We start from the raw sequence: 25,149 nt of genomic DNA on the forward strand, positions 1-25,149 counted from the left end.
GGCCTATTTGGCTTCAGCCGCGATGGCGGCGCGTGCCGCTGCCAGAAGTGCGGCACCGTCACTGCCGGCCGCGTTCATGTCGGCGACCCATTTGTCGATGGTGGGCTGTGCGGCAGCCTGCCAACGGGCCGTCTCGGCATCATCGAGCGTGATGATGGTGTTGCCGCGATCCTGCGCGATCTTGAGACCGACGGCATCGCCCTCATCCATCACCCGACCGAACTGACGCGAGGTCTCCAGACCGGAGTTGTCGTCGATAACCTTCTTGAGATCGTCCGGCAGCCGGTTGTAGCTGTCCATGTTCATCACAAAGCCGAAGGTCTGGGTATAGAGGCCATACTGGCCCGAGAACCCGGTGTGGTTGGTCACCAGTTCGGAGATCTTGAGCGAGGGCGTCACTTCCCAGGGGACGGTGGTGCCTTCGATCACGCCCTTGGACAGGGCCTCGGTGGTCTGGGGCACCGGCATGCCGACGGGCTCGGCGCCCAGTTCGGCCAGCATGCCCGAGATGATGCGCGAACCGCCCCGGATCTTCATGCCCTTGAGGTCTTCGAGCGTGTTGACCGGGCGCTTGGTGTGGAACAGGCCAGGACCATGGGTGTGCAGGGCGATGACCTTGACGCCCTCGAACTCCTCGGCCGAATTGGCCATCACATAGCTGTAGAAGGCCGCAGAGCCCTCTTCGCCATTGTGGATCATGAAGGGCAGCTCGAACACTTCGGACTTGGGGAACCGGCCGGGCGTATAGCCGAGCACGGTCCAGATGACGTCGACGACGCCGTCCTTGGCCTGGTCATAGAGCTCCGGCGGCGCACCACCGAGCTGCATGGCCGGATAGAGCTCGACCTTGATCCGGCCGCCCGATTCCTCGGCCACCTTGGCCGCCCATGGCTCGATGGCCTTGGCCGGAATGGTGGCCTGCGCCGGCAGCATCTGATGCAGGCGCAGCGTGACATCCTGTGCGACCGCCGAAGCGGTCATGGCCAGCCCGACGAGCCCTGCCAGCACAATAGACCTTTTCTTCATAGTCTCCTCCCAGTTTTGGGCCAATGGCCCGTTCCCAAATCGTCCGGCCCTACCTCCCCGTAGCGCCGGACGCTTGCCGATGGCGCCTAGAACAGCGCCCAGACGAGCCACAGCGTGATCGGCGGAAATGCCGCCAGCAGGGCTGTCCGAATGATGTCGCTGGCCACGAAGGGCAGCACACCGCGATAGGTCTCGGTGATGCGCGTGCCCGGCGACATCGAATTGATGATGAACAGGTTCATCCCGACTGGTGGCGTGATCAGGCCCACCTCCACGGCAATCAGGACCAGAACGCCGAACCAGATGCCGAACTCGTCCGGCGTGAGGCCGAAATCGAGCGCGGACATGATCGGATAGATGATCGGCACGGTCAGCAGGATCATGGACAGGGAGTCCATGACACAGCCCATGACCAGATAGAGCAGCAGCACGATGGTCAGCACCAGCCAGGGGTTGAAGCCCTGTGACGAGACCCAGGCGGCGGCTTCCTGCGGCAGATGCGACAGCGCGAGGAAACTGTTGAGCGACATGGCACCCAGCACGATCATGAAGATCATCGCGGTGGAGGACGCCGTTGAAACCATGGCCTCGACGATCTTGGGCCAGGTCAGCTGGCGCGACAGCAGCGCCATGATCCCCGTGCCGGCCGCGCCGATGGCCGCCGCTTCGGTGGGGGTGAAGAGCCCGCCATAGATGCCACCGATGACCAGCAGGAAGATGGCCAGCACCGGCCAGATCTCCGCCAGATTGCGCAGCCGCTCGGCATAGGGCACCCGCTCGCGCAAGCCGCCGCCTTCGGGCCAGACGCGGACATAGATGGCAATGACAATGATATAGCCAATGACCGCCAGGATGCCGGGGATGAAGGCGGCAATGAAGAGTTTGGCGATGTTCTGCTCGGCCAGCACCGCATAGATGACCAGGATGATCGAGGGCGGAATGAGAATGCCCAGCGTGCCGCCGGCAGCCACGCTCGCGGTCGCCAGGGCGTCCGAATAGCCATATTTCTTGAGCTCGGGCAGCGATACCTGACCCATGGTGGCCGCAGTGGCCAGCGACGAGCCACAGATGGCGCCAAAGCCGGCGCTGGCGCCGATGGCCGCCATGGCCACGCCGCCCTTGCGATGGCCCAGCCAGCTGGCGGCGGCCTTGAACAGCCCCGACGACAGGCCACCAAGGCTGGCGAACTGGCCCATCAGCAGAAACAGCGGCACGACCGAGAGCGAATAGGAGGCAAAGGTGGAATAGGTGACGTTCTTGTACTGGGCAATAACGGGATTGATGGTGCCGGTGACCAGCCAGGACCCGATGATGCCGACCACGAGCATGGCCAGCCCGATGGGCACACGGAAGGCGATCAGCCCCAGCACGACGGGAAACGACAAAATACCGAGAAGGACTGGGGTCACAGGTCTGCTCCTGCACGCCGGGGTTCGTCGCGGCCGGCCAGCGCGTCGGTCAGGGAGCGGCCCAGCACATAGATCGAGACCAGCACGAAGGCCACCGCCCCAACCAGGCCCAGGGCATAACCCCAGCCCAGCGGGAAGCCGAGCAGCAGGGTTGTCTCGCCGTAGCGCAGCTTGTCGAGCGTGCCATCATAAAGACGCCAGGCCAGAAAGGCGCTGACCAGCAGCATCATCAGGTCGGTGAGCACCAGCAGCCAGCGGTTGAAGGCCTTTGGGAGACTGTCCGTGAACAGGGTGACCATGGCATGGCCACGCTCGAGATGCACCCAGGGCAAAAAGGCAAAGACGGCAAAGCCCATGCCGATCGAGACGATTTCATAGTCGCCCAGGATGGGCTTGAGCCCGATAAAGATCAGGGCGCGGCCGACCACGCTGGCGACAACCAGAACAACCATGGCGACCAGCGCCAGCCCACCGGCAACGGCCATGGCTTTCGCCATTCCGGTGGCCAGGCGGCCGAGTACAGACGTGTCCTCGAACAAAGCCAATCCTCCCTGCCCCGCCAACGATTTTTCGTCTGGAGAGGCCCTCTTGGTCTGATATAGACGCCGTCAGGCCCGGAATGTAAAATGATAAGTCATGGCCAATCGATAACCCCTGAGTTATCATATACCAGCCATTCTGCAGGATTAGACGCCTTCACCCCCAGGCGAGATAACCTGGTTGTCATGCGAGCCCTTAAGTCCACATAGACCTATTGGCGGTCAATGCTATGGAATATAACAATGTTTGCCAACCACGGAAAACCGAAAATCCCATGGGCGAAGACCTGATCAATGAGAGCGATGCGCTGCGAACGGAATCCACCACGGGAATTCTGGGTTACCGGCTGCGCCGGGCGCAGCTGAGTGTGTTCCAGCGCTTCCTGCAGGTGTTTGAGGAAATGCGGCTGCGCCCGGCCGAATACTCCGTGCTGCTGCTGATCGATGACAATCCGGGCCGCAAGCAGACCGAGATCGCCGATGCCCTGGGCATCAAGCGGGCCAATTTTGTAACCCTGGTCCATGCCCTGCAGGCGCGGGGCTTCCTGGAACGCCGCGCCGCCGCCGGGGACCGCCGAGCCAATGCCCTGCACCTGACTGTCGAAGGCGTGCAGTTTCTCGCCGCCGCCCGGGCCCGTCATGAGGATATGGAACAGCAGTTGCTGAGCCAATTGGGCGGCGAGGCCAGCCGCAGCCAGTTGCTGGCGCTGCTGGACCGGCTGGGCTGATCGCTAGCGGAACACGGGCGGGCGCTTCTCGAGAAACGCCCGCAAGCCTTCTTCGGCGTCGGGTCCGGTCTGGCTCAGCGCGGCGGCCAGGCTTTCGGCATAGAGCCCGGCCTCGGGCGGCATGCTGCCGATCTGGGCGATGGCCTGGATGATGAAGCCATTGATGGTGGGGGAATTGCTGGCGATGCGTTCGGCCAGTTCCATGGCCTTGGCCAGGGCCTGGCCCTCGGGCACCAGATGGTGCGCCAACCCGAGCCGCTCGCCCTCGGTGCCCGAATAGACCCGACCGGTCAGCATCATTTCGGTCAACCGGTCCGGGCCGATCAGCCGGGAGATGCGCACCGAGCCGCCACCGCCGACAAAAATGCCGCGCAGGCCCTCGGGCATCTGGAAGCGCACGGTTTCTTCGGCCACCCGGACATGGCAGGCCGCGCCGAATTCGAGCCCGCCGCCCATCACCGCGCCCGTCATGGCGGCAACCACCGGAATGGGTGAATTGGCAATCTGCGCCATGACGCGATGCCAGTTGCGCGAATGGGCCATCACCTCGAGCGGCTGGCGGCTGACATGTTGCGACAGGTCCAGCCCGGACGAAAAATGCCCGCCAGCGCCGGAAATGACGATGGCGCGCGTGCCTGCGGGCACGGCGGAGAAAAAGCCATCGAGCGCCGCGACCAGGCCGTCATTGAGGGCATTGCGCTTTTCGGGGCGGTTGAGCGTGAGATGGGCAATGGCGCCCGTGTGCTCGATGATCAGTTCGTCAGCCATGGCCTGTCCTTTTGCGCGTGCGCTCATGCGGCACCCAAGAGTTTGCGTACCGCGTCGGGCAAGGGGGCGGAGCGAATGCTGCCGTCCTCGCCCGCCACCACCCAGACGCGCTTTTCATGCGCCTCGATGGCCAATTGGCCGTCGCGAAGCAAGCGATGTTTGACCCCGAAGCTGGATCGGCCCAGTTCGGTGATCTCGGAGTTGATCTCCACCACATCGCCAAAGCGCGAGGGCACCAGAAAGCGCGCGCCGGTATCGACCATGGGGATGCCGGCGATGCCGTAATGCGCCAGCCAGTTGCGCTTGTGCATAGCAAAGGCCGCCGAGAGCAGGGCGGCGGTGGCATTGTCGAAGAAGCGGAAATAATTGGGGTAATAGACGATGCCGGCCGGATCGCAGTCGCCGAACTGGATCTCGACCCGCGTGCTGTTGCTGAACATGGCCGCCTCCTATTTCGCCGCCATGCGCAGGGCGCCGTCGAGACGGACCACTTCGCCATTGAGATAGTCATTGTCGATCATGGCGGCCACGAGCGCGGCAAACTCCTCGGGCCGACCCAGCCGGGCCGGATTGGGAATGGAGGCGGCCAGGCCGTCCTGGACCTCCTGGGGCAGTTCGGCCAGCAGTGGCGTCAGGAACAGCCCCGGCGCAATGGCCAGAACGCGGATGCCGAAGCGGGCGAATTCGCGCGCCGCCGGCAGGGTCAGGGCGACAATGCCCCCCTTGGAGGCTGCATAGGCGGCCTGGCCGATCTGGCCGTCAAAAGCGGCGACCGAGGCGGTGGAAATGATGACGCCGCGCTGCCCATTGGCATCGGGCTGGCCCAGCGACATGGCATGGGCGCATAGCCGCATCATGTTGAAACTGCCCACCAGGTTGACTCGGACCACTTTCTCGAAGGCATCGAGCGGCATTGGCCCCTCGCGCCCGACGATGCGCCCGGCCGTGCCGATCCCGGCGCAATTGACCAGTGCCGATGGCGTGCCCAAAGCCGCGACGGCCTGGCCCACGGCGGCCTCAGCGCTGGCGGCATCGGCCACATCGACGGCAAAAAAGCGCCCGCCCAGTTCGGCGGCCACGGCCTCGCCCTTGGCGGCGTCGCGGTCAAAGATGGCGGCGCGGGCGCCGGCGGCGACCAGGGCCCGGGCCGTTGCAGCGCCCAGTCCCGACGCGCCGCCGGTGACAAAGACAGTCTTGCCGGAAATATTCATGCTGCAGCCTCAGGATTCTCGATCAGCAGGGCAATGCCCTGCCCGCCGCCGATACAGGCCGAGGCAATGCCATAGCGGGTGCGCGAACGCTTGAGCTCAAGCGCCAGCGTCAGGCCCAGGCGGATGCCGGTAACGCCCAGCGGATGGCCAATGGCAATGGCGCCGCCATTGACGTTGAGCTTGTCTTCGTCGAGCCCCAGTTCATCGACACAGGCCAGGATCTGAGCGCCGAAGGCCTCGTTGATCTCGATGCGGTCGATCTGGTCGAGGCGCAGGCCTGCGGCTTCGAGCACCGCGCGGATGGCCGGGGCTGGACCGATGCCCATGATCTGCGGCGGCACGCCAATGGCAGCGCTGGCCATAATGCGCGCCAGTGGCGTGTGGCCATTGGCCCTGGCATAGGCCGACGAGGCCACCAGCACCGCGCCGGCACCATCAACGATGGCCGAGGAATTGCCGCCGGTCTGCACGCCGCCAAAGGCCGGGCGCAGCTTGGACAGCACCTCGTAGGACGAGGCGCGGATATGGCTGTCGGTGTCGACGCTCTCGACGCCGCGCGGCAGCTTGAGGCTGCGCGTATCGATGCCCTCGATGGCAAAGTTCTCGCTGGTGACGGACACGATCTCCTCGGCCAGGATGCCGGCGTCGCGGGCGGCAAGGGCGCGGTTGAAGCTGCGCTCGGCAAAGCGGTCCACGCGCTCGCGGCCGATATTGTACTGCTTGGCCAGGTTCTCGGCGGTGTCGCCCATATTGACGCAGCCGGCGGGGTCGTAGAGCGCCTCCCACAGGAAGTCCTTGAACTCCACCTTGCCCATGGTGAAGCCATTGCGGTGCGTATAGGCGGCAATGGGATTGCGGCTCATGCTTTCGCAGCCGGCGGCCAGGGTCAGATCAACGCGACCGAGCGAAACGGAATCGGCGGCCTGGGCGATGACTTCCAGCCCAGTACCGCAGATGCGCTGCACCAGATGGGCGGGCGCTTCGACCGGCGCGCCGGCATAGAGCCCGATATGGCGCGGCGTGACATAGGCATCAAACGACGCCTGGGCCATGGAGCCGGCAATGGTGTGGCCGATGTCGGCCGCCTTGACGCCGGTGCGCGCAATGGCAGCGCGGGCCGCCTTGATGCCCAGGTCAATCGGGGAGATCTCGGCGAAGGCGCCGCGATAGTCGATGAAGGGCGTGCGGGCGCCGCCGAGCAACCAGGCGTCATCGAAGGTGAGGCGAAGGCCTTTGCTCATGGATCAGGTGCCTTTTTTTGGACAGACAATGATGTCGGGGCCGGGATGGTCGGCGTGCAATGCCGCCACGAGATCGGCCCGGTGGCTGCGCACGGCGCGCTGGTTGATCGAGCCCTTGTCGGTGATCTCGCCCTTGTCGATGTCGGGCAGTGCCGCCATCAGCAGGGCACGCGCCACATGGTTGGAACTGCCGGTGGATTTTGCCGCCAGGGCGGCAAGACTCTCGGTGAATTTCTGCCGCACGGCCGGATGGGCGGTGATGGTCTCAGCATCGGTGCCCGTCGGCAACCCGGCATGACGCGCGCAGGCCTCAAGATCGGGAAAAATCATGGCACCGATGTAATTGAGATCAAGCCCGGTCAGCACCACGTCGCGGATCAGCGGCGCGCAGGCGCCGATGACCGCAGCGCGAACCGCAGCGAAATTGACCCAGGTGCCGGTCGAGAGCTTGAAGTCCTCGGTGACGCGCCCGTCAAACACCAGGCCTTTGCCGAGGTCCTCATCATCGGCGAAGCGAACCGCGTCGCCGATGCGATAGAAGCCTTCCTCGTCAAAGGCCTCGGCCGTCTTGTCGGCGTCGCGCCAATAGCCGGGCGTGACATTGGGGCCCTTGAGGCGCAGCTCGGTCTTGTCGCCATTGGGCACCAGCTTGACGCTCATGCCGGCGGCCGGCAGGCCGATGTGACCGGCCTGGGAAACGACCCAGGTGGTGGTGAAGGCAAAGGGCGCAGTTTCGGTCGAGCCATAGCCGGTGATGATCATCACATGTTGGCCGGTCTCCTGCCGCGCGGCGGCGTCGAGCCCGTCGAACACATGCTGGGACAGGCCCGCGCCGGCATATTGCAGCAGTTTGAGCCGGGCAAACAGGTTGCGCCGCGCCTCGGGATGCTCGTCAAAGGCGGCGACAAGGAACTCATAGGCCTTGGGCACATTGGTGAAGAAGGTGGGCTGCACCGTCTTGAGGTTTTCCAGCGTGCGGCCGATGCGCGCCGGGGTCGGCTGGCCATCGTCGATATAGAAGCTGCCGCCATTGTAGATGGCGATGCCGGTGTTGTGGCTGCCGCCGGCGACGTGGTTCCAGGGCATCCAGTCGAGCAGCACCGGCGGCTCGTCGGCCAGAAAGGCCAGGGCCGTGCGGATCATTTCCTGGTTGCAGGCCATCATGCGATTGGTGGTGATGACGCCCTTGGGCAGGCCGGTGGAGCCGGAGGTGAACAGCACCTTGGCCACGGTGTCGGGCGTGATCGCTGCATGGGCGGCGGCCACGGCTGGCGTCACCGGCGTGTTCAGCAGATCGGCAAAGACATGGGCATTGCCTCCGGCGGGCGGATTGCTGCGCACGATGAGCGGCGTATCGGCGCCGAAAACGGCGTTGATGGCCGGGGCGAAGCGGCTGCCATCGCTGGCATAGACCATGCCGGGGGTCAGCAGGCCGGCGATATGCCGGAGCTTGCCGAAATCGGTGGAGACCAGCGAATAGGCCGGGGAAATGGGGGCATAGGGAATGCCGACCCAGATGGCGGCCATGCCGAGCAGGAAGTGTTCGACCTCATTGCCCGACAGGATCATCAGCGGGCGCTCGGCACTCAATCCAGCATCGAGCAGGAACTGCGCCAGCGGCGGAATGGCGTCGCGCACCTGGGCGAAGGTCAGTTCGCGCCAGCCAGCACCATCACGGTCGGCGATCAGCACGGCATCGGGCGTCTTGTCGGCCCACTGCTTGAGCGCATCGACAATCGAGCGCGGATAGTGCCCGAGCGTTTCCACCGAGCTGATAATCGTGCTGCCGTCGGCGCGGCGTTCCGCGCTCGCGGCCATATTGCCCAGCCGCACGGAGCGGACAGGCGTGGTCAGAATGTTCATGAGTTCCTCCCTCACGAATATAGTTATGTCGCATAACTATATTCGGCGCAAGAGGGAATGACCCGCCTATCGCGGCGTCGCGCCGCGATAGCCGATGTCGATCACCGCCCGCCCCTCGGCGAGCCGCGAAACGCAGGCACACATATGGCTGTTCTCGGCCTTTTCCGCCTGGCTGAGGAAGACGTCGCGATGGTCGATGGCCGCACTCCGATCCAGCACACGCACGGCGCAGAGGCCGCATTCGCCGCGCTGGCAATCGTAGATCATCTCCACCCCGGCGCTGATCAGGGCCTCCAGCATGGTCTGGTCGGGTCGCACGGCCACGGCGATATCGCGGTTGAGCACCTCGACGGTAAAGGTCTTTTCCGGGAACAGGCCGCTGTCGCCGAACACTTCATAGCGCAGGCGGCTCGCGGGCCGACCGGCCGCTGCCCAGGCGGCCTTGGCCGCTTCGAGCATGCCGATGGGGCCGCAGAGATAGCATTCTGCCTCTGCCGGCAGGGCCGCGAACTCGGCCGCCAGGTCGATATGCTCGCCCTGGGCATTGTCGCGCAGGCTGAGGCGGTCGCCGAGCAGCGCTGTCAGTTCATCGGCAAAGGCCATGAGCGGACGCGAGCGCGCGGCATAGACCAGGCGCAGCGAAGCGCCCCGCGCCGCCAGCGCCCGCGCCATGCCATAGATGGGGGTGATGCCGATGCCGCCGGCCAGCAGCAGATAATGGCCGGCGCGCCAATTCAGTTCAAAACGGTTCTCGGGAACCGTGAGCCGGAGCGACTGGCCGGTCTCGAGCGACCACATGAAGCGCGAGCCGCCGCGGCTTTGGGGATGCAGCTTGACCCCCACGGCAATCTGCCCCTGTGGCGCGGGCAGCACGGTATAGGTGCGGATGGCCGCCTCGCCGTCAATCTCGACCCGGACATTGCTATGCGAGCCAGGCTCGAAGCGGGGCACGGCCCCCTCGACGTCAAAGGCCAGATAGCGGACATCCTCGGCGAGCGGCCGGATTTCGGCGACGCGGGCATCGCGCCATTCGATACGATTGCGCATGTGGTTTTCCTCCCAATGGTGGCGCGCCTTTGTGCCTCCCCTTCCTCCTCGGGGCCGGGCCAGGGCAGCCAGTCAACCTGGCAACACCCCGCCTTTGGTCCAACCGCAAGCGGGTGGGTGCACAGGCGCTTGTTGTTGTGTGGCTCTTGCGGGGACTAGCCCATCACCAGCGACAGAGCCGGCACCCGGCGGATCAGGCTGCGATCCTCGTCGAGCACATGTTCGAGATTCTGCCGCGCCAGGCGGGCATGTTCGCGGGCCAGCGCTTCAGCGCGCGCGCCCTCGCGCATCTCGATGGCATGGACCATGGCGCGATGCTGCGCCTGGGCGCCGTAGAGCGAGCGACGGAAGGCGGGCACATCGGCCTGCTTGTCGAGAAAGGCGCTGGGCGAAGCAAAAGGCAGGCTGGTCACCCGCTCGATCTCGCGCCTTATGGTCTGGCTCGCCAGCCCCCAGAGGCGTTCGTGGAACGCCGCATTGAGGTCGACATAGCGGTCGAAATCCATCACCTCCACCGTGCCGCGCAGGGTGGTGTCCAGCTCGACCAGCAGGCGATGCAGATCGCCCATGCGGGCCGGGGCCACGCCACGCTCGGCAGCCAGCCGCAGCGCCGTGCCTTCCAGCACGCCGCGCAGCTCAATGGCGTCGATCACATCCTCGCGGGTAAAACTGCGCACGGCATAGCCGCCCGAGGGAATGGTATCGACCAGCCCCTCCTGCCCCAGCCGGGCCAGCGCCGCCCGCAGCGGCGTGCGCGAAATGCCGAGCTTTTCGGCCAGCGCCACTTCGGACAGGCGCGAGCCGGCGCGGATCTCGCCGGAGACGATCAGGTCGCGCACGCCCATCAGGGCCCGTTGCGACTGCTGGGCGCGATCGGATTTTTCCATCACTCGGCGGCCTGGCGTAGGCTGGTCTCGTCCGCAATCATTCGGTCAATCAGCCGCCGCGCCCACATCGAACCGGCGTCGATGTTGAGGTTGTAGATGACGTGGTCCGGATTGGCGTCGATGGCCTTCTGCTGGGCCTCGAGGATACGTTCGTCCTCGCGGAAAATCGACGACACGCCCTCGCGCAGAGTGTGGGTGCGCGCCTGTTCATCGATCTTGTAGTTGCGGGCGAAGGCCCAGAAATAGTGGCAGGTCTTGTCGGTCTCGGGCGTCATGGTGTTGAGCACGAAGCCGTTGACGCCCTGGCTGCGGTCGCCCTCGGGCGCGCCGGTGCCGGTGGGCGCCACGCCCACGTCGATGGCGATGGTGGCCGGCGCCTGGAAGTTGATGATCTGCCAGCGGTCGACATTGCCCGGCTTGCCGAGCTGACCGCGCCAGAAGGGAGGCGCGTCGATGTCGCGCATCCAGCGCGTGATGGTGGCGGTATTATCGGTGTGGGTGGCCTCAAAGGGCGCCTCGGCGACGGCGCGATTGCCGATCGAGGAGCCATGCACATAGGTCTCGTGCGTCAAATCCATCAGATTGTCGATCACCAGCCGGTAGTCGCATTGGGCATGGATATATTTGCCGTCGGCGGCCCAGGCGGGATCGTCATTCCAGTGCAGATCGGGGACCAGCGCCGGGTCGGCCAGGGCCGGATCGCCCATCCAGACCCAGATGAAGCGATGCCGCTCGACCAGGGGATAGGCCCGCACACAGGCCGAGGGGTTAATGGTGTCTTGCGATGGCATGTATACACATCGACCCGAGTCATCGAACTCCAGGCCATGATAGCCGCAGATGACATTGTCGTCGTGCAGCTCGCCCATCGACAGCGGCAGCAGCCGGTGCCAGCAGGCGTCGGCCAGCGCAACGGCGGTTCCATCCAGCTTTCGATAGAGAACAACGGGCTTGTTGCAGATGGTGCGCGGCAGCAGCGCGCGCTTGATTTCAACGTCCCAGGCCGCGGCATACCAGGCGTTCAGCGGAAAACGTGGCTCGTCCATATCTGTCATCTCCTCCCCGAGATGCGGCATTGAACACCGGTTGTATACATTTTGCAAGATTGTCATTGCCAGTCCGGCGAGATCGCGCGATCACCCTTGCACCCAAGAGGAGGAGACACTCATGGCCGTAGCCAAGCCGCCCTATCACGCCGACGTCGTCGGCAGCTTTCTGAGACCGACCGCTGTGCATGCCGCGCGCCGCGCGCATTTCACCGACAAGACACTGTCCGCCGAAGCGCTCAAGGAAATCGAAGACGCTGCGATCCGCGACGTCATCCGCATGCAGGAGGAGGCCGGCCTCAAGGCTGTGACCGATGGCGAGTTCCGTCGCGCCTGGTGGCATTTCGACTTCATGGGCATGCTGGATGGGCTCGAGATCGAGCATCGCGCCGCCGGCGGCATCCAGTTCCATGGCGTGGCCACCAAGGCCGACGTCCCGGTGATCACCGGCAAGCTGGGCTTCCCGGCTGACCATCCGATGCTGGAGCACTTCAAATTCGTTGCTGCCAACAGCACGGTGACGCCCAAGATCTCGATCCCAGGCCCCAGCGCCATCCACTTCCGCATCGCCCAGGACGATATCGGGCATGCCGCCTATCGCGACGACGCCGAGGAATATTTCGCTGACATCACCGCGACCTACAAGGCCGCGGTCTCGGCGTTCTACGACGCCGGTTGTCGCTATCTGCAGATGGACGACATCTTTTTTGCCTATCTGTGCGATCCCAAGATCCGCGCCGAGCGCCTGGCCAAGGGCGAGGACCCCGACTGGCTGATCAGCCGCTATGCCAAGATGATGCACGACGCGATCGTCGACCGGCCGGACGACATGCTGATCGGCATGCACATGTGCCGGGGCAATTTCAAATCCACCTGGGTGGCCGATGGCGCCTATGACCCGGCGGCCGACGCCGTGTTCAACCAGACCGATGTCGACATCTACTTCATGGAATATGATTCCGAGCGCGCCGGCGGGCTGGAGCCGCTGCGCCTGCTGCCCAAGGGCAAAAAGCGCGTGCTGCCCGGCTTCATCACCACCAAGACGGCGGAACTGGAAGACCTCGACGACCTCAAGCGCAAGTTCGAGGCGGCAGCCCAGTTTGCCGATATCGACCAGCTCGGCATCGCGCCGCAGTGTGGCTTTGCCTCCACCGAAGAGGGCAATGCCATCACCATGGATGATCAGCGCCGCAAGCTTGATCTGGTGGTCAAGACGGCCGAAGCCATCTGGGGCGGCGTCTAGCCGCCCCGGTCCGGCGCCGGTGAAGCCGGCGCCGGCGCCTTACGGCAGGCCGACGTAGTTTTCCGCCAGGCTCTGCCGGGCCGCGCGCGAGCCCATCAGATAGTCGAACTCGGCCCGCTGGATGCGGCGGCCGAAATCGCCGGTCTCAGGGAATACATGCAGCAGGCTGGTCATCCACCAGCTGAAGCGCTCGGCCTTCCAGATGCGTTCGAGCGCCCGCACCGAATAGGTGTCGATGCCAGCGGCTGAGCCGTCCTGCAGCGCCTCGATGAGGGCACTGCCCAGCAGCGCCACATCGCTCAGCGCCAGGTTGAGCCCCTTGGCCCCGGTGGGTGGCACGATATGGGCCGCGTCCCCGGCCAGGAACAGCCTGCCGAAGCGCAGCGGCTCGGCGACAAAGCTGCGCAGCGGCGCGATGGACTTTTCGATGGACTCGCCGGTCTCGATCCGCTCGGCGGTCTGCGGGTCCAGCCGGCGGCGCAACTCGTCCCAGAAGCGCGTGTCGGACCAGGCCTCGACCTTCTCGTCGGCGGCGACCTGCACATAATAGCGCGACCGCGTCGGCGAGCGCTGCGAACACAGCGCAAAGCCGCGCTCGTGATGGGCATAGATCAGTTCGGGGTCAACCGGTGGCTTGTCGACCAGCACGCCGAGCCAGCCAAACGGATAGACCCGCTCGAAGGTACTGACAGCACTGGCTGGCAGGCTGGCGCGGCTGACGCCGTGATAGCCGTCGCAGCCGGCGATGAAGTCACAGTCGATGCGATGGGTCGTGCCATCCTTGCTGTAGCTCACCCAGGGCTTGCCGTCGAAATCGTGCAATTGCACGTCCTCGGCCTCATAGACCGTGGTGCCCTGGCGGATGTCCATCAGGTCCCGCGTCACCTCGGTCTGGCCATAGACCATGACCTGTTTGCCGACGAGATCGGTGAAATCGATATGCATGCGATCGCCGTCAAAGCTCAGGGCCGTGCCGTGATGCACCAGGCCCTCGGCATGCATTCTGGCCCCGGCGCCGGCGCGATCCAGCAGCTCGACCGAGCCCCATTCGAGCACCCCGGCCCGGATGCGTCCGAGCACATAGTTCGCGCTTTTGCGCTCAAGAATAATGGCGTCGACGCCCGCCTGTTCGAGCAGCCGCCCGAGGGCCAATCCGGCCGGCCCCGCTCCGATAATGACAACCTGTGTACGCACTGTGTAGTCCTCCCGCCTTCAAGCATGCGGAAGATCGGCCGCTTGAGAATGGACAGGCGAGGCAATCGCTTGCACTATCGGAACATGGATGGGATCCCGATCTACGGCCTTTATGGCGAACAGGACAGCAGCACCGACTGGCTCCATTGGGAGAGTATCCAGTCGCGGAGCCGGCCGCATGGCTATCGCATCGCCCCGCATCGGCACGAGCATTTCTTCCAGGTGCTGGTGCTGACACGCGGTGGCGGCGCGGTGACGCTGGACGGAATCGACCATGGCCTGGCGCCGGCCATGGTGGTGGTCGTACCGGCGCAGACCGTGCATGGCTTCGCTTTCAGCGAGGATGTCGAGGGGACAGTGCTGACGCTGATGCAGCAGGATATCCGCACCGCTGACTTGCAGGTGCCGCCGGCCATGGTGGTGACCCAGCAGACCCGGCGGCTCTGCGCTGCAGCAAAAAACCTGGTGGACGAGGCGCGCCATGCCGGCCCGGGCCATGACGCGGCGATGCGGGCGCTGCTCACCCTGCTGATCATCGAAATCCACCGCAGCCGGCAGGGCGAGGGGGATGGCGCAACGCCCGACCGCGGCCTTGGCCTGGCGCAGCGTTTTCGCGATCTGGTCGAGGAGCGCTTCCGCGAGACACGGCGCATTAGTGACTATGCCGGGGCGCTCGGCGTCAGCCCGACCCATCTCAACCGCGTCTGCCGGCGCGTCGCCGGAACCACGGCCCTGGGGCTGATCGAGCGGCGGGTCGGGCTTGAGGCGCGGCGCATGCTGGCCTTCTCGACCCTGTCGATCAAACAGATCGGCAGCGCGTTGGGCTATGAGGATCCGGCCTATTTCACGCGCTTTGTCACCCGCGTGCTGGGCGCGCCGCCCAGCACTTTCCGCCGCGAGCGTTAGCGCAGTTTGGACGCCTGTTCGCGCACCACGTCCATCAACAGGGTCGCGGGGAATTCGGACGCCACTTCGCCGCGGGTGGTGAACCCGACGGGCCCCAGGGTCTCGCTGGTATCGACGGGCAGCAGCACCATGGCGCCTTCGGCGACGTCGCGCGCCACCACGCCTTCCGAAATGATCCAGATGGCGTCGGTTTCCTGCACATAGGCGCGGCCAAAGGCGTCCGAAACCGTCTCGATCTGGTCGCGCAGATTGGTCACGCCATTGGCCAGCAGCATGCGATCGACCAGCGGCCGGATCACCGCGCCGCCGGTGGGCATCATGATCTGGTAGGGCGCAATCCGATGCAGGGCAAATGGCTGCTGGCCCAGCAGGGGATGGCCGGGGCGCACGACCATCACCACCCGCTCGGTGTAGAGCGGCTCGAATGCCAGCCCGACCATGACCGAGGGCTCGGCCATGCGGCCGATGATGAAGTCCATTTCGGCCGTACGCAACAGGTTGAGCAGATGGTCATTGGGTCCGGTGACCACCTGCACGCGGATGTTGGGATGGTCGGCGGTGAAGACCGCGACCGAAGCAGGCAGCAGCCGGGCGGACACCGTCGGCAGCGCGCCGACCCGCACGATGGTGCCGGCGACATTGCCCTTGACCGCATCCATGCCCAGCCGCAGCGAGGCCAGGCTGTTGGAGGCATAGCGGTAGAACACATCGCCAAAGGCGGTCAGCGTCAGGGTGCGCCGGCTGCGGTCAAACAGCTCGCCGCCGAGCACCTCTTCGAGCTCCTTGATGGTCTTGGAGGCCGCTGGCTGGCTGATGTTGAGCACGCGCGCGCCCTCGACGACGCTCTTGAGCCGGGCCACTTCCAAAAAGCAGGCGATGTGCCGCAGGCGAATGCGCGGATCGATAATGCGCTGAGCCAACTTGTCCTCCAGTTATGAATGCTCGGCCAGTGACGCAGAATTCCCGCATCCCGGCCAATGCATCATAACCCAGAGGTTATTTTTGACTAGATCATACTCATTTTCCTTTGCCGTCGCCAATGCGTAAGGTTTGTGTCGGAGCGAGGACAAATGGCATTTGCGCGGATCAATGGGGTGCTGCTGCACTATCGGCTGGCCGGACCGTCAGACGCGCCGGCATTGGTGTTTGCCAATTCGCTGGGCACCGATTTGCGGATCTGGGACGCGGTGACAGCGCAACTGGCCGACTGCTACCGGGTTGTGGGCTATGACAAGCGCGGCCATGGGCTGAGCGATGCGCCAGCAGGCGATTATAGCCTCGGCGATCATGTCGCTGACCTCACCGGCCTGCTCGACCATCTGGGCATCGGGGACGTTGCGATCTGCGGCGTCTCGATCGGCGGCCTGATCGCCCAGGGCGTGGCGCTGCTGCAGCCCGAGCGCATCCGCCGGCTGATCCTGTGCGACACGGCATCCAAATTCGGCGACGCCGCTCTCTGGAACAACCGCATCGCGGCGATTGCCCAGGGCGGCATGGGCGCCATTGCCGATAGCGTGATGGAGCGCTGGTTCAGCCCCGATTTCATGGCCCAGCAGCCCGATGCCCTGGCCGGCTGGCGCAATCTGTTCCTGCGGTCGGACGCGGCGGGCTATGCCGCGACCTGCGCCACGCTGCGCGATGCCGATCTCACGGCGCAGGTCAGCCGCATCGCCTGCCCCACCCTGGTGATCGCCGGCAGCGCCGACAAATCCACCCCCGTCGAGCAGGTCCGCAGCCTGGCGACGGCCATTCCCGGCGCCCGCTTCGAAATCATCGCCGGGGCGGGCCATATTCCATCCATCGAGCAGCCGGACGTCGTGTCCGGGCTCATCGCCGATTTTCTTAAGGAGCCCGCACATGGCTGACAGCACGCTTTTTGACCGCGGCATGGCGACCCGTCGCGCGGTTCTGGGCAATGGCCACGTCGACGGCGCCACCGCGCGCACGACCGGGTTCGACCAGGATTTCCAGACCTTCATCACCGAGGGTGCCTGGGGCTCGGTGTGGTCGCGGCCAGGCCTGACCAAGCGCGAGCGCTCGCTGATCACCCTGGCCCTGCTGGCGGCCCTGGGCCACGACGAAGAGGTTGCCATGCATGTGCGGGCCACCGTCAATACCGGCGCAACACCGGACGATATCAAGGAAGCGCTGCTGCATGTTGCCGTCTATGCTGGCGTTCCGGCGGCCAATCGTGCCTTCCGGATTGCCAAGGACGAGCTGGCCAAGCGCAAGGAGGCTGCACAATGAGCGGGATCATCCTTCCGGGTGCCGATGGCGCCCTCTATCAACGCGACCGGGCCTGGCATCCGCCGGCCGATACGCCGACCTATAAGAGCACCACGTTCCGCGCCCCCAAGCAGAGCCTTTTGGCGCTCGGCCCCACCAAGTCCGAATTGAGCGGCCCGACCTTCGGGCACGAAAAGCTGGGCGCGCTGGACAATGACCTGATCCGCAATTTCAGCCAGGATGGCACCGAGGCCATCGGCCAGCGCCTGGTGGTCTATGGCCAGGTGCTGGACGAGAATGCCCGCCCTGTGCCGCGCACGCTGGTGGAGTTCTGGCAGGCCAATGCCGGTGGCCGCTACCGCCACAAGAAAGAGGGCTATCTGGCCGCCATCGACCCCAATTTCGGCGGCTTCGGCCGTGCCCTGACGGACGAGAATGGCTTTTATTCCTTTCGCACCATCAAGCCGGGCGCCTACCCCTGGCCCAATGGCGGCAATGATTGGCGGCCCGCGCATATCCATTTCTCGGTCTTCGGCCACGCCTTTGCGCAGCGGTTGATCACCCAGATGTATTTCGAGGGCGACCCGATGATCTGGCAGTGTCCAATCGTGGGCACCGTGCCTGACAAGGCCGGCATCGATCAGCTGATTGCCCGGCTGGACCGCCACAACACCGCGCCGATGGATGCGCTGGCCTATCGCTTCGACATTGTGCTGCGGGGCCGCCGCTCAACCATGTTTGAAAACAAGCTGGAGGGAAACTGATGCTGCACCCGGTTCCAACCCTCAAGGAAACCCCGTCCCAGACCGCGGGCCCCTATGTGCATATCGGCATGACGCCCAATTTCTGTGGCATCACCGGGGTGATCGACGCCGACATGGGCCTGTCCATGCTGACGCCCGACACCAAGGGCCAGCGAATCGTCATCACCGGAAGGGTGATCGACGGCTCGGGCGCGCCGGTCGCCGATGCGGTGATCGAAATCTGGCAGGCCGATGCCGACGGCGGCTTTGTCACCCCGCCCAGCCGGGACTCCAATTCCCGCCCGAGCTTTCTCGGCTGGGGACGGCAGCCCGCCGATGCGGAGGGCAGCTTCACCTTTGAGACCATCAAGCCCGGCCCGGTTGCCGGTCCCGACGGTCGCCCGCAGGCGCCGCATGTCTCGCTGTGGATCGTGGCGCGCGGCATCAATATTGGCCTGCAGACCCGGCTCTATTTCTCCGACGAGGCCGCAGCGAATGCCGAGGACTATGTGCTCAACAAGATCATGGACAAGCGCCGGCGCCCCACGCTGATCGCGCAGAAGCAGGACGGGGATGTGCCGCGCTATGTGCTCGACATTCACCTGCAGGGGCCCAATGAAACGGTGTTCTTCGACTTCTGAGCGGGCCATATTGGCGGCATGACACCTTTACTCTCCGCCCTTGCGGGCGATGACACCATCGCCGCCCTGCTCAGTGACACCGCCCAGTTGCAGGCCATGCTGGCGGTCGAGCAGGCCTTGGCCGAGGCGAGCGCCGAGGCCGGCTGGATCAGTCCTGACGCTGCCCAGGCGGTTGCGGCAGCCATCGCCGGCTTTGCACCCGACTGGCACCGACTGAAGCAGGGCATGGCCCGCGATGGCGTCGTCGTGCCGGACCTGGTGGCGCAGGTGCGGGCGCAGCTGCCCGCAGAGCACCGCGATGGGCTGCACAAGGGCGCCACTAGCCAGGACATCATCGATTCCGCGCTGATGCTGCAGCTCGACCAGGTGCTGGCGCTGCTCGAAAGCCGCATCGTTGACATCCGCGCGCGGCTTGCCGAGCTGGCGGATCGCCACGGCCAGCAGACCCTTATGGCCCATACCCGCATGCAGGCGGCCTTGCCGACCCATTGGGGCGCCAAGCTCGCCAGCTGGGCCGCGCCGCTTGGCCGCCATGGCACCGCGCTCGAGGCGCTGCGCCGCACGGGGCTGGTGCTGCAACTGGGCGGCCCGGTTGGTGACCGCAGCAGTTTTGGCGGTCATGGCGATGCCATCGCCGCCGCCATGGCCCGGCGCCTGGGTCTGGCCGACGGGCCGCCCTGGCAGGCCAGTCGCGACGGCGTGGTCGAACTGGGCGGACGCCTGGCGCAGATCACCGGTACGCTGGGCAAGATTGGTGCCGACATCACGCTGCTGGCCCAGAGCGAAGTGCAGGCGGTGACCCTGCTCACTGGCGGCGGCTCATCGGCCATGGCGCATAAGTCCAACCCGATCATTGCCGAGACCCTGGTGGCGCTGGCCCGCTACAATGCGGGCCTGTCGGGCGTGCTGCAGCAGGCCATGGTGCATGAATATGAGCGCTCCGGCGCTGCCTGGACGCTGGAATGGCTGACCCTGCCCCCGATGCTGGAAGCCACCGGCGCCAGCCTGCGGCTGTCCACCACCCTGCTCAACCAGATTCGCATCAACTAGCCATTTGGTTATGCGTTAGAGCATTACTTATGCCGAAACAGGCCGCTCCGACCTGAATTTCATAACCAATAGGTTATTGATTGCGGCCTCCATTTCATTTCCTTTGCGGGGCACATGCTGGCATTGATGTCAGCGATAGCCCGAAAGGACTGCGCATGGACAAGACGGTGGATTCCCTGGCCACAGCCGTCGCCAGGGTCGAGGATGGCATGGTGGTGATGATCGGCGGCTTCGGCGGCGCCGGCGCGCCCATCGAACTCATTCATGCCCTGATTGATCGCTTCGTCGCCACCGGGAGCCCGGGGAAGCTGACGGTGGTCAACAACAATGCCGGCAATGGCCGCATCGGCATCGCCGCGATGATCGATGCCGGCATGGTGGCCAAGATGGTCTGCTCGTTTCCGCGCTCGTCCGATCCGCGCGCCTTCACCGAGCGCTATCAGGCCGGTGAGATCGCGCTCGAACTGGTGCCGCAGGGCACGCTGGCCGAGCGCATCCGCGCCGGCGGCGCCGGCATTCCGGCCTTTTATACGCCCAGCAGCTATGGCACTGATCTGGCCGCTGGCAAGCCGGTGGCCGAGTTTGACGGCCGCATGTATGTGCAGGAGCGCTGGCTCAAGGCCGATGTGGCGCTGATCAAGGCCGAACTGGCCGACCGCCAGGGCAATCTCACCTATCGCAAGGCCGCGCGCAATTTCTCGCCGCTGATGGCGGCTGCCGCCGGTTTCACCGTGGTGCAGGCCACGCGCGTGGTCGAGCCGGGCACCATCGACGCCGAACAGGTCATCACACCCGGGCTGTTCGTCGACGCCATTGTCGAAGTGGGCAATCCGCAACAGGAAGAGGCGCTGATCCGCGCCGGAGTGGCCTATCCATGAGCACCAGACTTTCCAATGCGCAGATCGCCTGGCGCGCGGCGCAGGACATCGAGGACGGCGCCTATGTGAACCTGGGCATCGGCTTTCCCGAAATGGTGGCGCGGTTCCAGCCGCCGGGGAAGCAGGCGATCTTTCACACCGAGAACGGCATTCTCAACTTCGGCGAGGCGCCGCCGGAGGGCGCGGAGGACTGGGACCTGATCAATGCCGGCAAGCGCGCGGTGACGCTCAAGCCCGGCGCGGCGTTTTTCCACCATGCCGACAGCTTTGCCATGGTGCGCGGCGGCCATCTCGATGTGGCAATCCTGGGCACTTATGAAGTGGCCGAAAACGGCGATCTCGCCAATTGGAGCACCGGCCCCAAGGGCGTGCCGGCCGTGGGCGGGGCGATGGATCTGGTGCATGGCGCCAAGCGCGTCGCGGTGATTACCGACCATGTCACCAAGGACGGTCGCCCCAAGCTGGTGCAGCGCTGCAGCCTGCCGCTGACCGGCGTGGGTTGCGTCACCCGCGTCTATACCAGCCTTGCGGTGATCGACATCGAGAACCAGCGTTTCGTGCTGCGCGAGAAACTGCCCCAGTTGAGCCTGGACGAGTTGCAGGCGATGACCGGGGCCGAACTGGTGGTTCCCGACAGCATTGGCGAGCTCATCGCCCCGGAGATTTGACACCATGGCCGAAGCCTTTATCTGCGCGTATCGGCGCACTGCCATTGGCCGCTTTGGCGGCGTGCTGAGCCCGGTGCGGGCCGACGATCTGGGCGCCGTGCCGCTGCGGGCGCTTATGGCCGAACATGCCAAGGTGGACTGGGACGCGGTCGACGATGTCATTTTCGGCTGTGCCAACCAGGCCGGCGAAGACAATCGCAATGTCGCCCGCATGAGCCTGCTGCTGGCCGGATTGCCGGTGGGGGTCACCGGCACCACCATCAACCGGCTATGCGGCTCGGGCATGGATGCGGTGATAACGGCGGCGCGCGCCATCAAATCGGGCGAGGCCGAGCTGCTGATTGCCGGCGGCACAGAATCCATGAGCCGCGCGCCCTTCGTGCTGCCCAAGGCCGACACGGCCTTTTCCCGCAATGCCGAGATCTATGACACCACCATCGGCTGGCGCTTCGTCAATTCGGCGATGAAGGCGCAGTATGGCGTGGATTCCATGCCCGAGACCGGCGAGAACGTGGCGCAGGACTATGGCGTGTCGCGGGAGGCGCAGGACAGCTTTGCCGTGCGCAGCCAGGACAAGGCCGTCGCCGCCCAGCAGAGCGGTCGGCTCGCGCAGGAGATCGTGCCAGTGTCCATTCCCCAGAAGAAGGGGGATGCGGTGGTGGTCGATACCGACGAGCATCCGCGCGCCGGGACGAGCCTTGAAACCCTGGGCAAACTGCGCGCGCTCTTTCCCAATGGCACCGTCACGGCGGGCAATGCCTCGGGCGTCAATGATGGCGCTGCGGCGCTGATCATCGCGTCGGAAGCCGCCGCCAGCAAACATGGCCTCACCCCGATTGCCCGCATTCTGGGTGGCGCAACCGCCGGTGTGCCGCCGCGCATCATGGGCATGGGCCCGGCCCCGGCCAGCCAGAAACTGTTCGCCCGCCTCGGGCTCGGCGCGTCCGATTTCGATGTCATCGAGCTGAACGAGGCCTTCGCCAGCCAGGGCATAGCCGTGCTGCGCGAGCTGGGCATTGCCGAGGACGACGCGCGGGTCAATCCCAATGGCGGCGCCATTGCGCTGGGCCACCCGCTCGGCATGAGCGGCGCGCGCATCACCGGCACCGCGGCGCTGCAGCTGGCGCTGACCGGGCAGCGGCGGGCGCTGGCCACCATGTGCATCGGCGTCGGCCAGGGCATCGCCATCGGTCTCGAACGAGTCTAGCGGCCGGATTAGCCCCAGGCCGGAGCCCGCGCCATCCACGCTGCTGGCGGGATGGCGCATGGCTCGGCTGTCATCGGCCGGTCAGGCGTGCGCCAGGCGCTGCCGGGCCCTGCGGTTGACGAAGCGATCGGGCGAATCCTTGTCCAGCCCATCGGCCAGATCGCGCAGGCGCACCAGATCGGCGACGATCAACCTCACGCCGCGCCGGCGCAGAACGCCCTGGACCTGCCAGGCTGAGACAATGCGCGACACGGTGGTGTGGGTCGCCCCGACCAAATCGGCAAAGTCCTTTCGGGTGATCGGAAAATCGATCATCCGGCCAGATCCCGCCGGTTCGGACGAGCGCTCGACCAGGCGCAGCATGGCATTGGCCAGGCGCTGTTCGACGTCCTGGGTGGCGATTTCGCGCATGCGGTCCTGCGCATCGTCGAGCACACGGGCCATGGCGCGCATGGCGTTGTTGGCGAGCACAACATCCTGCTCCAGCAGACTGGCCCAGACGTCCGCGTCCCAGACCAGAATGCGGCAGTCCGTCGAGGCGATGGCCTGGGTGGCCATGCCGGTGGGGCATGGTCTGGACAGATCGAACACATCGCCCGGCACCAGGAAGCGCGCTATGTGCCGCAATCCATCATTGGTGGTCTGCTGGATGCGCAGCCGTCCGCCGGCCAGCAGGCAGAAGCGCCCGGCGCCGAGGCCGTCCATGGCTTCGCCGGCGATCAGGTCGACACTGGTGGCCTTCTCGAGCAGGCGCTCGAACATGGTGGAGTTGAGATTGGCGAGCAGAGGCATGGCCCGCAGCATGGGTTCGGCCGTCGCCATATTGGTTCGAAGCACAGCCGGATTGGAAAATGTCTTGAGGTCGATGAGTTGTGCCATAGCGCGATCATCCAGTTTGACCAGGAATTGGCCCCGACTGCACCCAGCGCGCTGATGACGGGGGTGCAGCGGCGGAACCGCTGATATCCCCGGTCTTTGGCCGCAGGACTGCGGCACCGGACGGGGATGCTAGGTCAGGCTGACGCTGGGTGGGGCCCTGGGGCCGCGCTGATGGATGAGCACCGGCGCTGCTGCTGCCGGCGACCCATTGTGGACAAAGGCCGGGACATGGGCCGCGAACACAGCCGCGGTGGCGGCGACGGGTGTATCGAGAGCCTGCTTGCCAAGCGCCTGGAGCGGACATTTGACCGCCGGCGAATTCTGCCCGGAGCCGTCCTCGGCGGCCAGCGCCGAACAGATGCTCCAGCTGCCGATGGCCTCATAGCCGAGGCTGGCCATGTCGCGCTGCGTCGCGGCGGCCTGGTGCAGGGGCACCAGCAGGGCCAGCATATAGACGGCAAGCAGCGCCAGCGCGCGTCCTGTCTCCATGCATGCCTGCCGATTCATCTGCTACCCCGAAAAACGCCCGCCCCTATCGAGCATGACGGCTCCACAAAATCTATCACACTGGTCGACAAATTTTCGATCGCCTTGGCAATTGCTCTGCCCATTCGTCGCGCCGCCAGCCCCTGTGGCGACAGGGGCCTGCGGCGTCAGCCGGGTTCAGGCGGCGGGGCTCAGTGTCTTTTCGAGCAGGGCGAGGGTGGAATCCCCGGCATAGGGACGGGCAGAAAAGCCCATTTCCTTCTCGAGGCGGATCGCGGCCTGATTGGAGCGATCCTCGATCGACTGCAGGCGCTTGACGCCCTTGGCCTCGGCAAATTCGGTGATATGGCCAAGCAGTTCCCAGGCGATGCCGCGGTTCTTGTAGTCGCTGTGGATCGAGATGGCGACTTCGCCGGTCTTGAGAGCGGTGTCGCAGGCCAGCATGCCGGCGCCGATGATCGGCCCACCCGCCTGCTCGCAGGCGATAAAGCTCTCGGTGCGGTTGTGATCGACATCGATCATGGCCTGCAGTCGGTCGTGATCCACCTGCTTGAGGCTGCCTAGAAAGCGGAAGCGGAGGTCTTCGGGCGTCACATGCCGGAAGAACTCGGCCAGTGCAGCCTCGTCATCCTGGCGCACCGGTCGGACCTGGAATGTGAAGCCGCTATGGGTGGTTTTCTGCCTGGTGCCGTGTGTCACATCGCTCTCCTGTACCGGCCCCATGCCGGCACGGGCACGCTAGGGCCGTGGCGCTCAGGCGGCATTGACCAGGATCAATCGGGGCGCGCGGATTTGCCGGTCAAACGGCGCACGCGCCCCAAAGCCTGTGCTCAGGGCAGCGCGTGCGCCAGATGGCTGCCGATGAAGTAGGGCCAGACAATCAGGCCCAGCAGACCCATCCAGAAATCGAGATGCAGATAGCCGATGCTGAACAGCCAGCCGGCGAACCAGAAGGCGCCCAGCGAGCAGCCTTGCGTGACCTTGATGCGTTCCATGGCCTGTCTCCTCATGCTGACATGACGTCGCCCAACAGCAAAGCATGACTGCGCCTGGCCACAATTGATCCAGCGCAAACGATTACGGTCCGGCCAAATTGGGGCGCACCGCGGGCCCGAAATCGGCCTGTTGCCTGTCCGCTTTGCGCAAAGCCTGTCCGGATCCTGTAGCGGGGACCCCACGGGTTAAGGTCTGATTCATACTTTTGGCCGGCTCTAGACCGATTAACTCAACGGGACTAGCCGGGCTTTGTATCGTTTCAGACAC

Annotated in this window: 28 protein-coding genes; 11 read left to right on the top strand and 17 right to left on the bottom strand. The window is 65.3% G+C overall.

Features of this window, described 5'->3' with window-relative positions; genetic code table 11:
• Positions 1 to 3 precede the first annotated feature (3 nt).
• From E8M79_RS01120 to E8M79_RS01130, 3 genes are all read right to left on the bottom strand, one after another.
• Positions 4 to 1,026 carry a TRAP transporter substrate-binding protein gene (locus tag E8M79_RS01120; RefSeq protein ID WP_137150089.1) on the bottom strand — a complete coding sequence of 341 codons (1,023 nt, stop codon included), beginning with the start codon at positions 1,024 to 1,026 and terminating at the stop codon, positions 4 to 6.
• A gap of 86 nt (positions 1,027 to 1,112) precedes the next feature.
• On the bottom strand, positions 1,113 to 2,435 hold the full coding sequence (locus tag E8M79_RS01125; protein WP_137150090.1) for a TRAP transporter large permease: 1,323 nt from the start codon (positions 2,433 to 2,435) through the stop codon (positions 1,113 to 1,115).
• Positions 2,432 to 2,920, bottom strand: coding sequence for a TRAP transporter small permease (locus E8M79_RS01130; protein ID WP_248304852.1), 489 nt, complete (start codon positions 2,918 to 2,920; stop codon positions 2,432 to 2,434). Before E8M79_RS01130 ends, E8M79_RS01125 begins: the two co-directional genes overlap by 4 nt.
• A gap of 329 nt (positions 2,921 to 3,249) precedes the next feature.
• On the opposite strand from E8M79_RS01130, the gene E8M79_RS01135 reads away from it, so the two are divergent.
• Positions 3,250 to 3,702 carry a MarR family winged helix-turn-helix transcriptional regulator gene (locus tag E8M79_RS01135; RefSeq protein WP_137150092.1) on the top strand — a complete coding sequence of 151 codons (453 nt, stop codon included), beginning with the start codon at positions 3,250 to 3,252 and terminating at the stop codon, positions 3,700 to 3,702.
• 3 nt (positions 3,703 to 3,705) lie between these two features.
• Here the strand turns inward: E8M79_RS01135 and E8M79_RS01140 are convergent, their stop codons facing one another.
• The 8 genes from E8M79_RS01140 to E8M79_RS01175 form a co-directional block, all read right to left on the bottom strand.
• A complete protein-coding gene (locus tag E8M79_RS01140; RefSeq protein WP_137150093.1) occupies positions 3,706 to 4,470 on the bottom strand; it encodes a crotonase/enoyl-CoA hydratase family protein in 765 nt (254 codons plus the stop codon).
• A gap of 23 nt (positions 4,471 to 4,493) precedes the next feature.
• Entirely contained in the window at positions 4,494 to 4,910 is a 417-nt protein-coding gene (locus tag E8M79_RS01145; RefSeq protein ID WP_137150094.1) for a thioesterase family protein, read from the bottom strand.
• A 9-nt stretch (positions 4,911 to 4,919) separates the two neighbouring features.
• A complete protein-coding gene (locus tag E8M79_RS01150; RefSeq protein WP_137150095.1) occupies positions 4,920 to 5,681 on the bottom strand; it encodes an SDR family NAD(P)-dependent oxidoreductase in 762 nt (253 codons plus the stop codon).
• A complete protein-coding gene (locus E8M79_RS01155; RefSeq protein ID WP_137150096.1) occupies positions 5,678 to 6,922 on the bottom strand; it encodes a thiolase family protein in 1,245 nt (414 codons plus the stop codon). The genes E8M79_RS01150 and E8M79_RS01155 overlap by 4 nt, the downstream gene beginning before the upstream one ends.
• Positions 6,923 to 6,925: 3 nt before the next feature.
• Positions 6,926 to 8,785, bottom strand: coding sequence for a feruloyl-CoA synthase (locus E8M79_RS01160; RefSeq protein WP_137150097.1), 1,860 nt, complete (start codon positions 8,783 to 8,785; stop codon positions 6,926 to 6,928).
• 66 nt (positions 8,786 to 8,851) lie between these two features.
• Positions 8,852 to 9,832, bottom strand: coding sequence for a PDR/VanB family oxidoreductase (locus E8M79_RS01165; protein ID WP_137150098.1), 981 nt, complete (start codon positions 9,830 to 9,832; stop codon positions 8,852 to 8,854).
• Between the two features lie 155 nt (positions 9,833 to 9,987).
• Positions 9,988 to 10,719 carry a GntR family transcriptional regulator gene (locus E8M79_RS01170; protein WP_137150099.1) on the bottom strand — a complete coding sequence of 244 codons (732 nt, stop codon included), beginning with the start codon at positions 10,717 to 10,719 and terminating at the stop codon, positions 9,988 to 9,990.
• The gene (locus tag E8M79_RS01175; protein WP_137150100.1) at positions 10,719 to 11,765 is read right to left on the bottom strand and encodes an aromatic ring-hydroxylating dioxygenase subunit alpha; all 1,047 of its coding nucleotides are present in this window, start codon (positions 11,763 to 11,765) and stop codon (positions 10,719 to 10,721) included. Before E8M79_RS01175 ends, E8M79_RS01170 begins: the two co-directional genes overlap by 1 nt.
• A gap of 121 nt (positions 11,766 to 11,886) precedes the next feature.
• Here E8M79_RS01175 and E8M79_RS01180 point away from each other — a divergent pair, with 121 nt between their 5' ends.
• Positions 11,887 to 13,008, top strand: coding sequence for a 5-methyltetrahydropteroyltriglutamate--homocysteine S-methyltransferase (locus E8M79_RS01180; protein WP_137150101.1), 1,122 nt, complete (start codon positions 11,887 to 11,889; stop codon positions 13,006 to 13,008).
• A 39-nt stretch (positions 13,009 to 13,047) separates the two neighbouring features.
• Here E8M79_RS01180 and pobA read toward each other — a convergent pair whose 3' ends face one another.
• Positions 13,048 to 14,202, bottom strand: a complete 1,155-nt coding sequence (gene pobA, locus E8M79_RS01185) for a 4-hydroxybenzoate 3-monooxygenase (protein ID WP_137150102.1) — start codon at positions 14,200 to 14,202, stop codon at positions 13,048 to 13,050.
• A gap of 84 nt (positions 14,203 to 14,286) precedes the next feature.
• On the opposite strand from pobA, the gene E8M79_RS01190 reads away from it, so the two are divergent.
• Positions 14,287 to 15,108 carry a helix-turn-helix domain-containing protein gene (locus tag E8M79_RS01190; protein WP_137150103.1) on the top strand — a complete coding sequence of 274 codons (822 nt, stop codon included), beginning with the start codon at positions 14,287 to 14,289 and terminating at the stop codon, positions 15,106 to 15,108.
• Here E8M79_RS01190 and pcaQ read toward each other — a convergent pair.
• The gene (gene pcaQ, locus E8M79_RS01195; protein WP_137150104.1) at positions 15,105 to 16,028 is read right to left on the bottom strand and encodes a pca operon transcription factor PcaQ; all 924 of its coding nucleotides are present in this window, start codon (positions 16,026 to 16,028) and stop codon (positions 15,105 to 15,107) included. The genes E8M79_RS01190 and pcaQ overlap by 4 nt on opposite strands.
• A gap of 150 nt (positions 16,029 to 16,178) precedes the next feature.
• Between pcaQ and pcaD the strand changes: the two genes are divergently transcribed.
• The 8 genes from pcaD to pcaF all read left to right on the top strand — a co-directional run bounded on the left by pcaD (position 16,179) and on the right by pcaF (position 22,521).
• Positions 16,179 to 16,973: a 3-oxoadipate enol-lactonase gene (gene pcaD / locus E8M79_RS01200; protein WP_137150105.1), complete on the top strand. Its 795-nt coding sequence runs from the start codon at positions 16,179 to 16,181 to the stop codon at positions 16,971 to 16,973.
• The gene (gene pcaC / locus E8M79_RS01205; protein WP_137150106.1) at positions 16,966 to 17,355 is read left to right on the top strand and encodes a 4-carboxymuconolactone decarboxylase; all 390 of its coding nucleotides are present in this window, start codon (positions 16,966 to 16,968) and stop codon (positions 17,353 to 17,355) included. The genes pcaD and pcaC overlap by 8 nt, the downstream gene beginning before the upstream one ends.
• On the top strand, positions 17,352 to 18,098 hold the full coding sequence (gene pcaH / locus E8M79_RS01210; RefSeq protein WP_137150107.1) for a protocatechuate 3,4-dioxygenase subunit beta: 747 nt from the start codon (positions 17,352 to 17,354) through the stop codon (positions 18,096 to 18,098). The genes pcaC and pcaH overlap by 4 nt, the downstream gene beginning before the upstream one ends.
• Positions 18,098 to 18,718 carry a protocatechuate 3,4-dioxygenase subunit alpha gene (gene pcaG, locus E8M79_RS01215; protein WP_137150108.1) on the top strand — a complete coding sequence of 207 codons (621 nt, stop codon included), beginning with the start codon at positions 18,098 to 18,100 and terminating at the stop codon, positions 18,716 to 18,718. Before pcaH ends, pcaG begins: the two co-directional genes overlap by 1 nt.
• A gap of 18 nt (positions 18,719 to 18,736) precedes the next feature.
• Positions 18,737 to 19,768 (top strand): 3-carboxy-cis,cis-muconate cycloisomerase, encoded by a 1,032-nt coding sequence (locus E8M79_RS01220; RefSeq protein ID WP_137150109.1) that lies wholly within the window; start codon positions 18,737 to 18,739, stop codon positions 19,766 to 19,768.
• A gap of 155 nt (positions 19,769 to 19,923) precedes the next feature.
• Positions 19,924 to 20,646: a 3-oxoacid CoA-transferase subunit A gene (locus E8M79_RS01225; RefSeq protein WP_137150110.1), complete on the top strand. Its 723-nt coding sequence runs from the start codon at positions 19,924 to 19,926 to the stop codon at positions 20,644 to 20,646.
• Positions 20,643 to 21,314, top strand: a complete 672-nt coding sequence (locus E8M79_RS01230) for a 3-oxoacid CoA-transferase subunit B (protein ID WP_137150111.1) — start codon at positions 20,643 to 20,645, stop codon at positions 21,312 to 21,314. The genes E8M79_RS01225 and E8M79_RS01230 overlap by 4 nt, the downstream gene beginning before the upstream one ends.
• Positions 21,315 to 21,318: 4 nt before the next feature.
• Entirely contained in the window at positions 21,319 to 22,521 is a 1,203-nt protein-coding gene (gene pcaF, locus E8M79_RS01235; RefSeq protein ID WP_137150112.1) for a 3-oxoadipyl-CoA thiolase, read from the top strand.
• Positions 22,522 to 22,602: 81 nt separating this feature from the next.
• Here the strand turns inward: pcaF and E8M79_RS01240 are convergent, their stop codons facing one another.
• From E8M79_RS01240 to E8M79_RS18285, 4 genes are all read right to left on the bottom strand, one after another.
• Positions 22,603 to 23,400 (bottom strand): Crp/Fnr family transcriptional regulator, encoded by a 798-nt coding sequence (locus E8M79_RS01240; RefSeq protein WP_137150113.1) that lies wholly within the window; start codon positions 23,398 to 23,400, stop codon positions 22,603 to 22,605.
• Between the two features lie 129 nt (positions 23,401 to 23,529).
• On the bottom strand, positions 23,530 to 23,889 hold the full coding sequence (locus E8M79_RS01245; protein ID WP_137150114.1) for a hypothetical protein: 360 nt from the start codon (positions 23,887 to 23,889) through the stop codon (positions 23,530 to 23,532).
• Positions 23,890 to 24,063: 174 nt separating this feature from the next.
• Positions 24,064 to 24,585, bottom strand: a complete 522-nt coding sequence (locus tag E8M79_RS01250; protein ID WP_205747854.1) for a GNAT family N-acetyltransferase — start codon at positions 24,583 to 24,585, stop codon at positions 24,064 to 24,066.
• A 131-nt stretch (positions 24,586 to 24,716) separates the two neighbouring features.
• Complete coding sequence (locus E8M79_RS18285) at positions 24,717 to 24,881, bottom strand: hypothetical protein (protein WP_171015660.1); 165 nt, start codon at positions 24,879 to 24,881, stop codon at positions 24,717 to 24,719.
• Between the last annotated feature and the right edge of the window lie 268 nt (positions 24,882 to 25,149).

Origin of the sequence: Devosia sp. FKR38 (genome assembly GCF_005222805.1) — a bacterium.
Taxonomy (GTDB): Bacteria; Pseudomonadota; Alphaproteobacteria; order Rhizobiales; family Devosiaceae; genus Devosia.

Excerpts from the sequence above, each read along its gene's own strand:
- E8M79_RS01120 (WP_137150089.1), bottom strand. The coding sequence starts at position 1,026 with ATGAAGAAAAGGTCTATTGTGCTGGCAGGGCTCGTCGGGCTGGCCATG.
- E8M79_RS01130 (WP_248304852.1), bottom strand. The coding sequence starts at position 2,920 with ATGGCCGTTGCCGGTGGGCTGGCGCTGGTCGCCATGGTTGTTCTGGTT.
- E8M79_RS01135 (WP_137150092.1), top strand. The coding sequence starts at position 3,250 with ATGGGCGAAGACCTGATCAATGAGAGCGATGCGCTGCGAACGGAATCC.
- E8M79_RS01140 (WP_137150093.1), bottom strand. The coding sequence starts at position 4,470 with ATGGCTGACGAACTGATCATCGAGCACACGGGCGCCATTGCCCATCTC.
- E8M79_RS01145 (WP_137150094.1), bottom strand. The coding sequence starts at position 4,910 with ATGTTCAGCAACAGCACGCGGGTCGAGATCCAGTTCGGCGACTGCGAT.
- E8M79_RS01150 (WP_137150095.1), bottom strand. The coding sequence starts at position 5,681 with ATGAATATTTCCGGCAAGACTGTCTTTGTCACCGGCGGCGCGTCGGGA.
- E8M79_RS01155 (WP_137150096.1), bottom strand. The coding sequence starts at position 6,922 with ATGAGCAAAGGCCTTCGCCTCACCTTCGATGACGCCTGGTTGCTCGGC.
- E8M79_RS01160 (WP_137150097.1), bottom strand. The coding sequence starts at position 8,785 with ATGAACATTCTGACCACGCCTGTCCGCTCCGTGCGGCTGGGCAATATG.
- E8M79_RS01165 (WP_137150098.1), bottom strand. The coding sequence starts at position 9,832 with ATGCGCAATCGTATCGAATGGCGCGATGCCCGCGTCGCCGAAATCCGG.
- E8M79_RS01170 (WP_137150099.1), bottom strand. The coding sequence starts at position 10,719 with ATGGAAAAATCCGATCGCGCCCAGCAGTCGCAACGGGCCCTGATGGGC.
- E8M79_RS01175 (WP_137150100.1), bottom strand. The coding sequence starts at position 11,765 with ATGGACGAGCCACGTTTTCCGCTGAACGCCTGGTATGCCGCGGCCTGG.
- E8M79_RS01180 (WP_137150101.1), top strand. The coding sequence starts at position 11,887 with ATGGCCGTAGCCAAGCCGCCCTATCACGCCGACGTCGTCGGCAGCTTT.
- E8M79_RS01190 (WP_137150103.1), top strand. The coding sequence starts at position 14,287 with ATGGATGGGATCCCGATCTACGGCCTTTATGGCGAACAGGACAGCAGC.
- pcaD (WP_137150105.1), top strand. The coding sequence starts at position 16,179 with ATGGCATTTGCGCGGATCAATGGGGTGCTGCTGCACTATCGGCTGGCC.
- pcaC (WP_137150106.1), top strand. The coding sequence starts at position 16,966 with ATGGCTGACAGCACGCTTTTTGACCGCGGCATGGCGACCCGTCGCGCG.
- pcaH (WP_137150107.1), top strand. The coding sequence starts at position 17,352 with ATGAGCGGGATCATCCTTCCGGGTGCCGATGGCGCCCTCTATCAACGC.
- pcaG (WP_137150108.1), top strand. The coding sequence starts at position 18,098 with ATGCTGCACCCGGTTCCAACCCTCAAGGAAACCCCGTCCCAGACCGCG.
- E8M79_RS01220 (WP_137150109.1), top strand. The coding sequence starts at position 18,737 with ATGACACCTTTACTCTCCGCCCTTGCGGGCGATGACACCATCGCCGCC.
- E8M79_RS01225 (WP_137150110.1), top strand. The coding sequence starts at position 19,924 with ATGGACAAGACGGTGGATTCCCTGGCCACAGCCGTCGCCAGGGTCGAG.
- E8M79_RS01230 (WP_137150111.1), top strand. The coding sequence starts at position 20,643 with ATGAGCACCAGACTTTCCAATGCGCAGATCGCCTGGCGCGCGGCGCAG.
- pcaF (WP_137150112.1), top strand. The coding sequence starts at position 21,319 with ATGGCCGAAGCCTTTATCTGCGCGTATCGGCGCACTGCCATTGGCCGC.
- E8M79_RS01240 (WP_137150113.1), bottom strand. The coding sequence starts at position 23,400 with ATGGCACAACTCATCGACCTCAAGACATTTTCCAATCCGGCTGTGCTT.
- E8M79_RS01245 (WP_137150114.1), bottom strand. The coding sequence starts at position 23,889 with ATGGAGACAGGACGCGCGCTGGCGCTGCTTGCCGTCTATATGCTGGCC.
- E8M79_RS18285 (WP_171015660.1), bottom strand. The coding sequence starts at position 24,881 with ATGGAACGCATCAAGGTCACGCAAGGCTGCTCGCTGGGCGCCTTCTGG.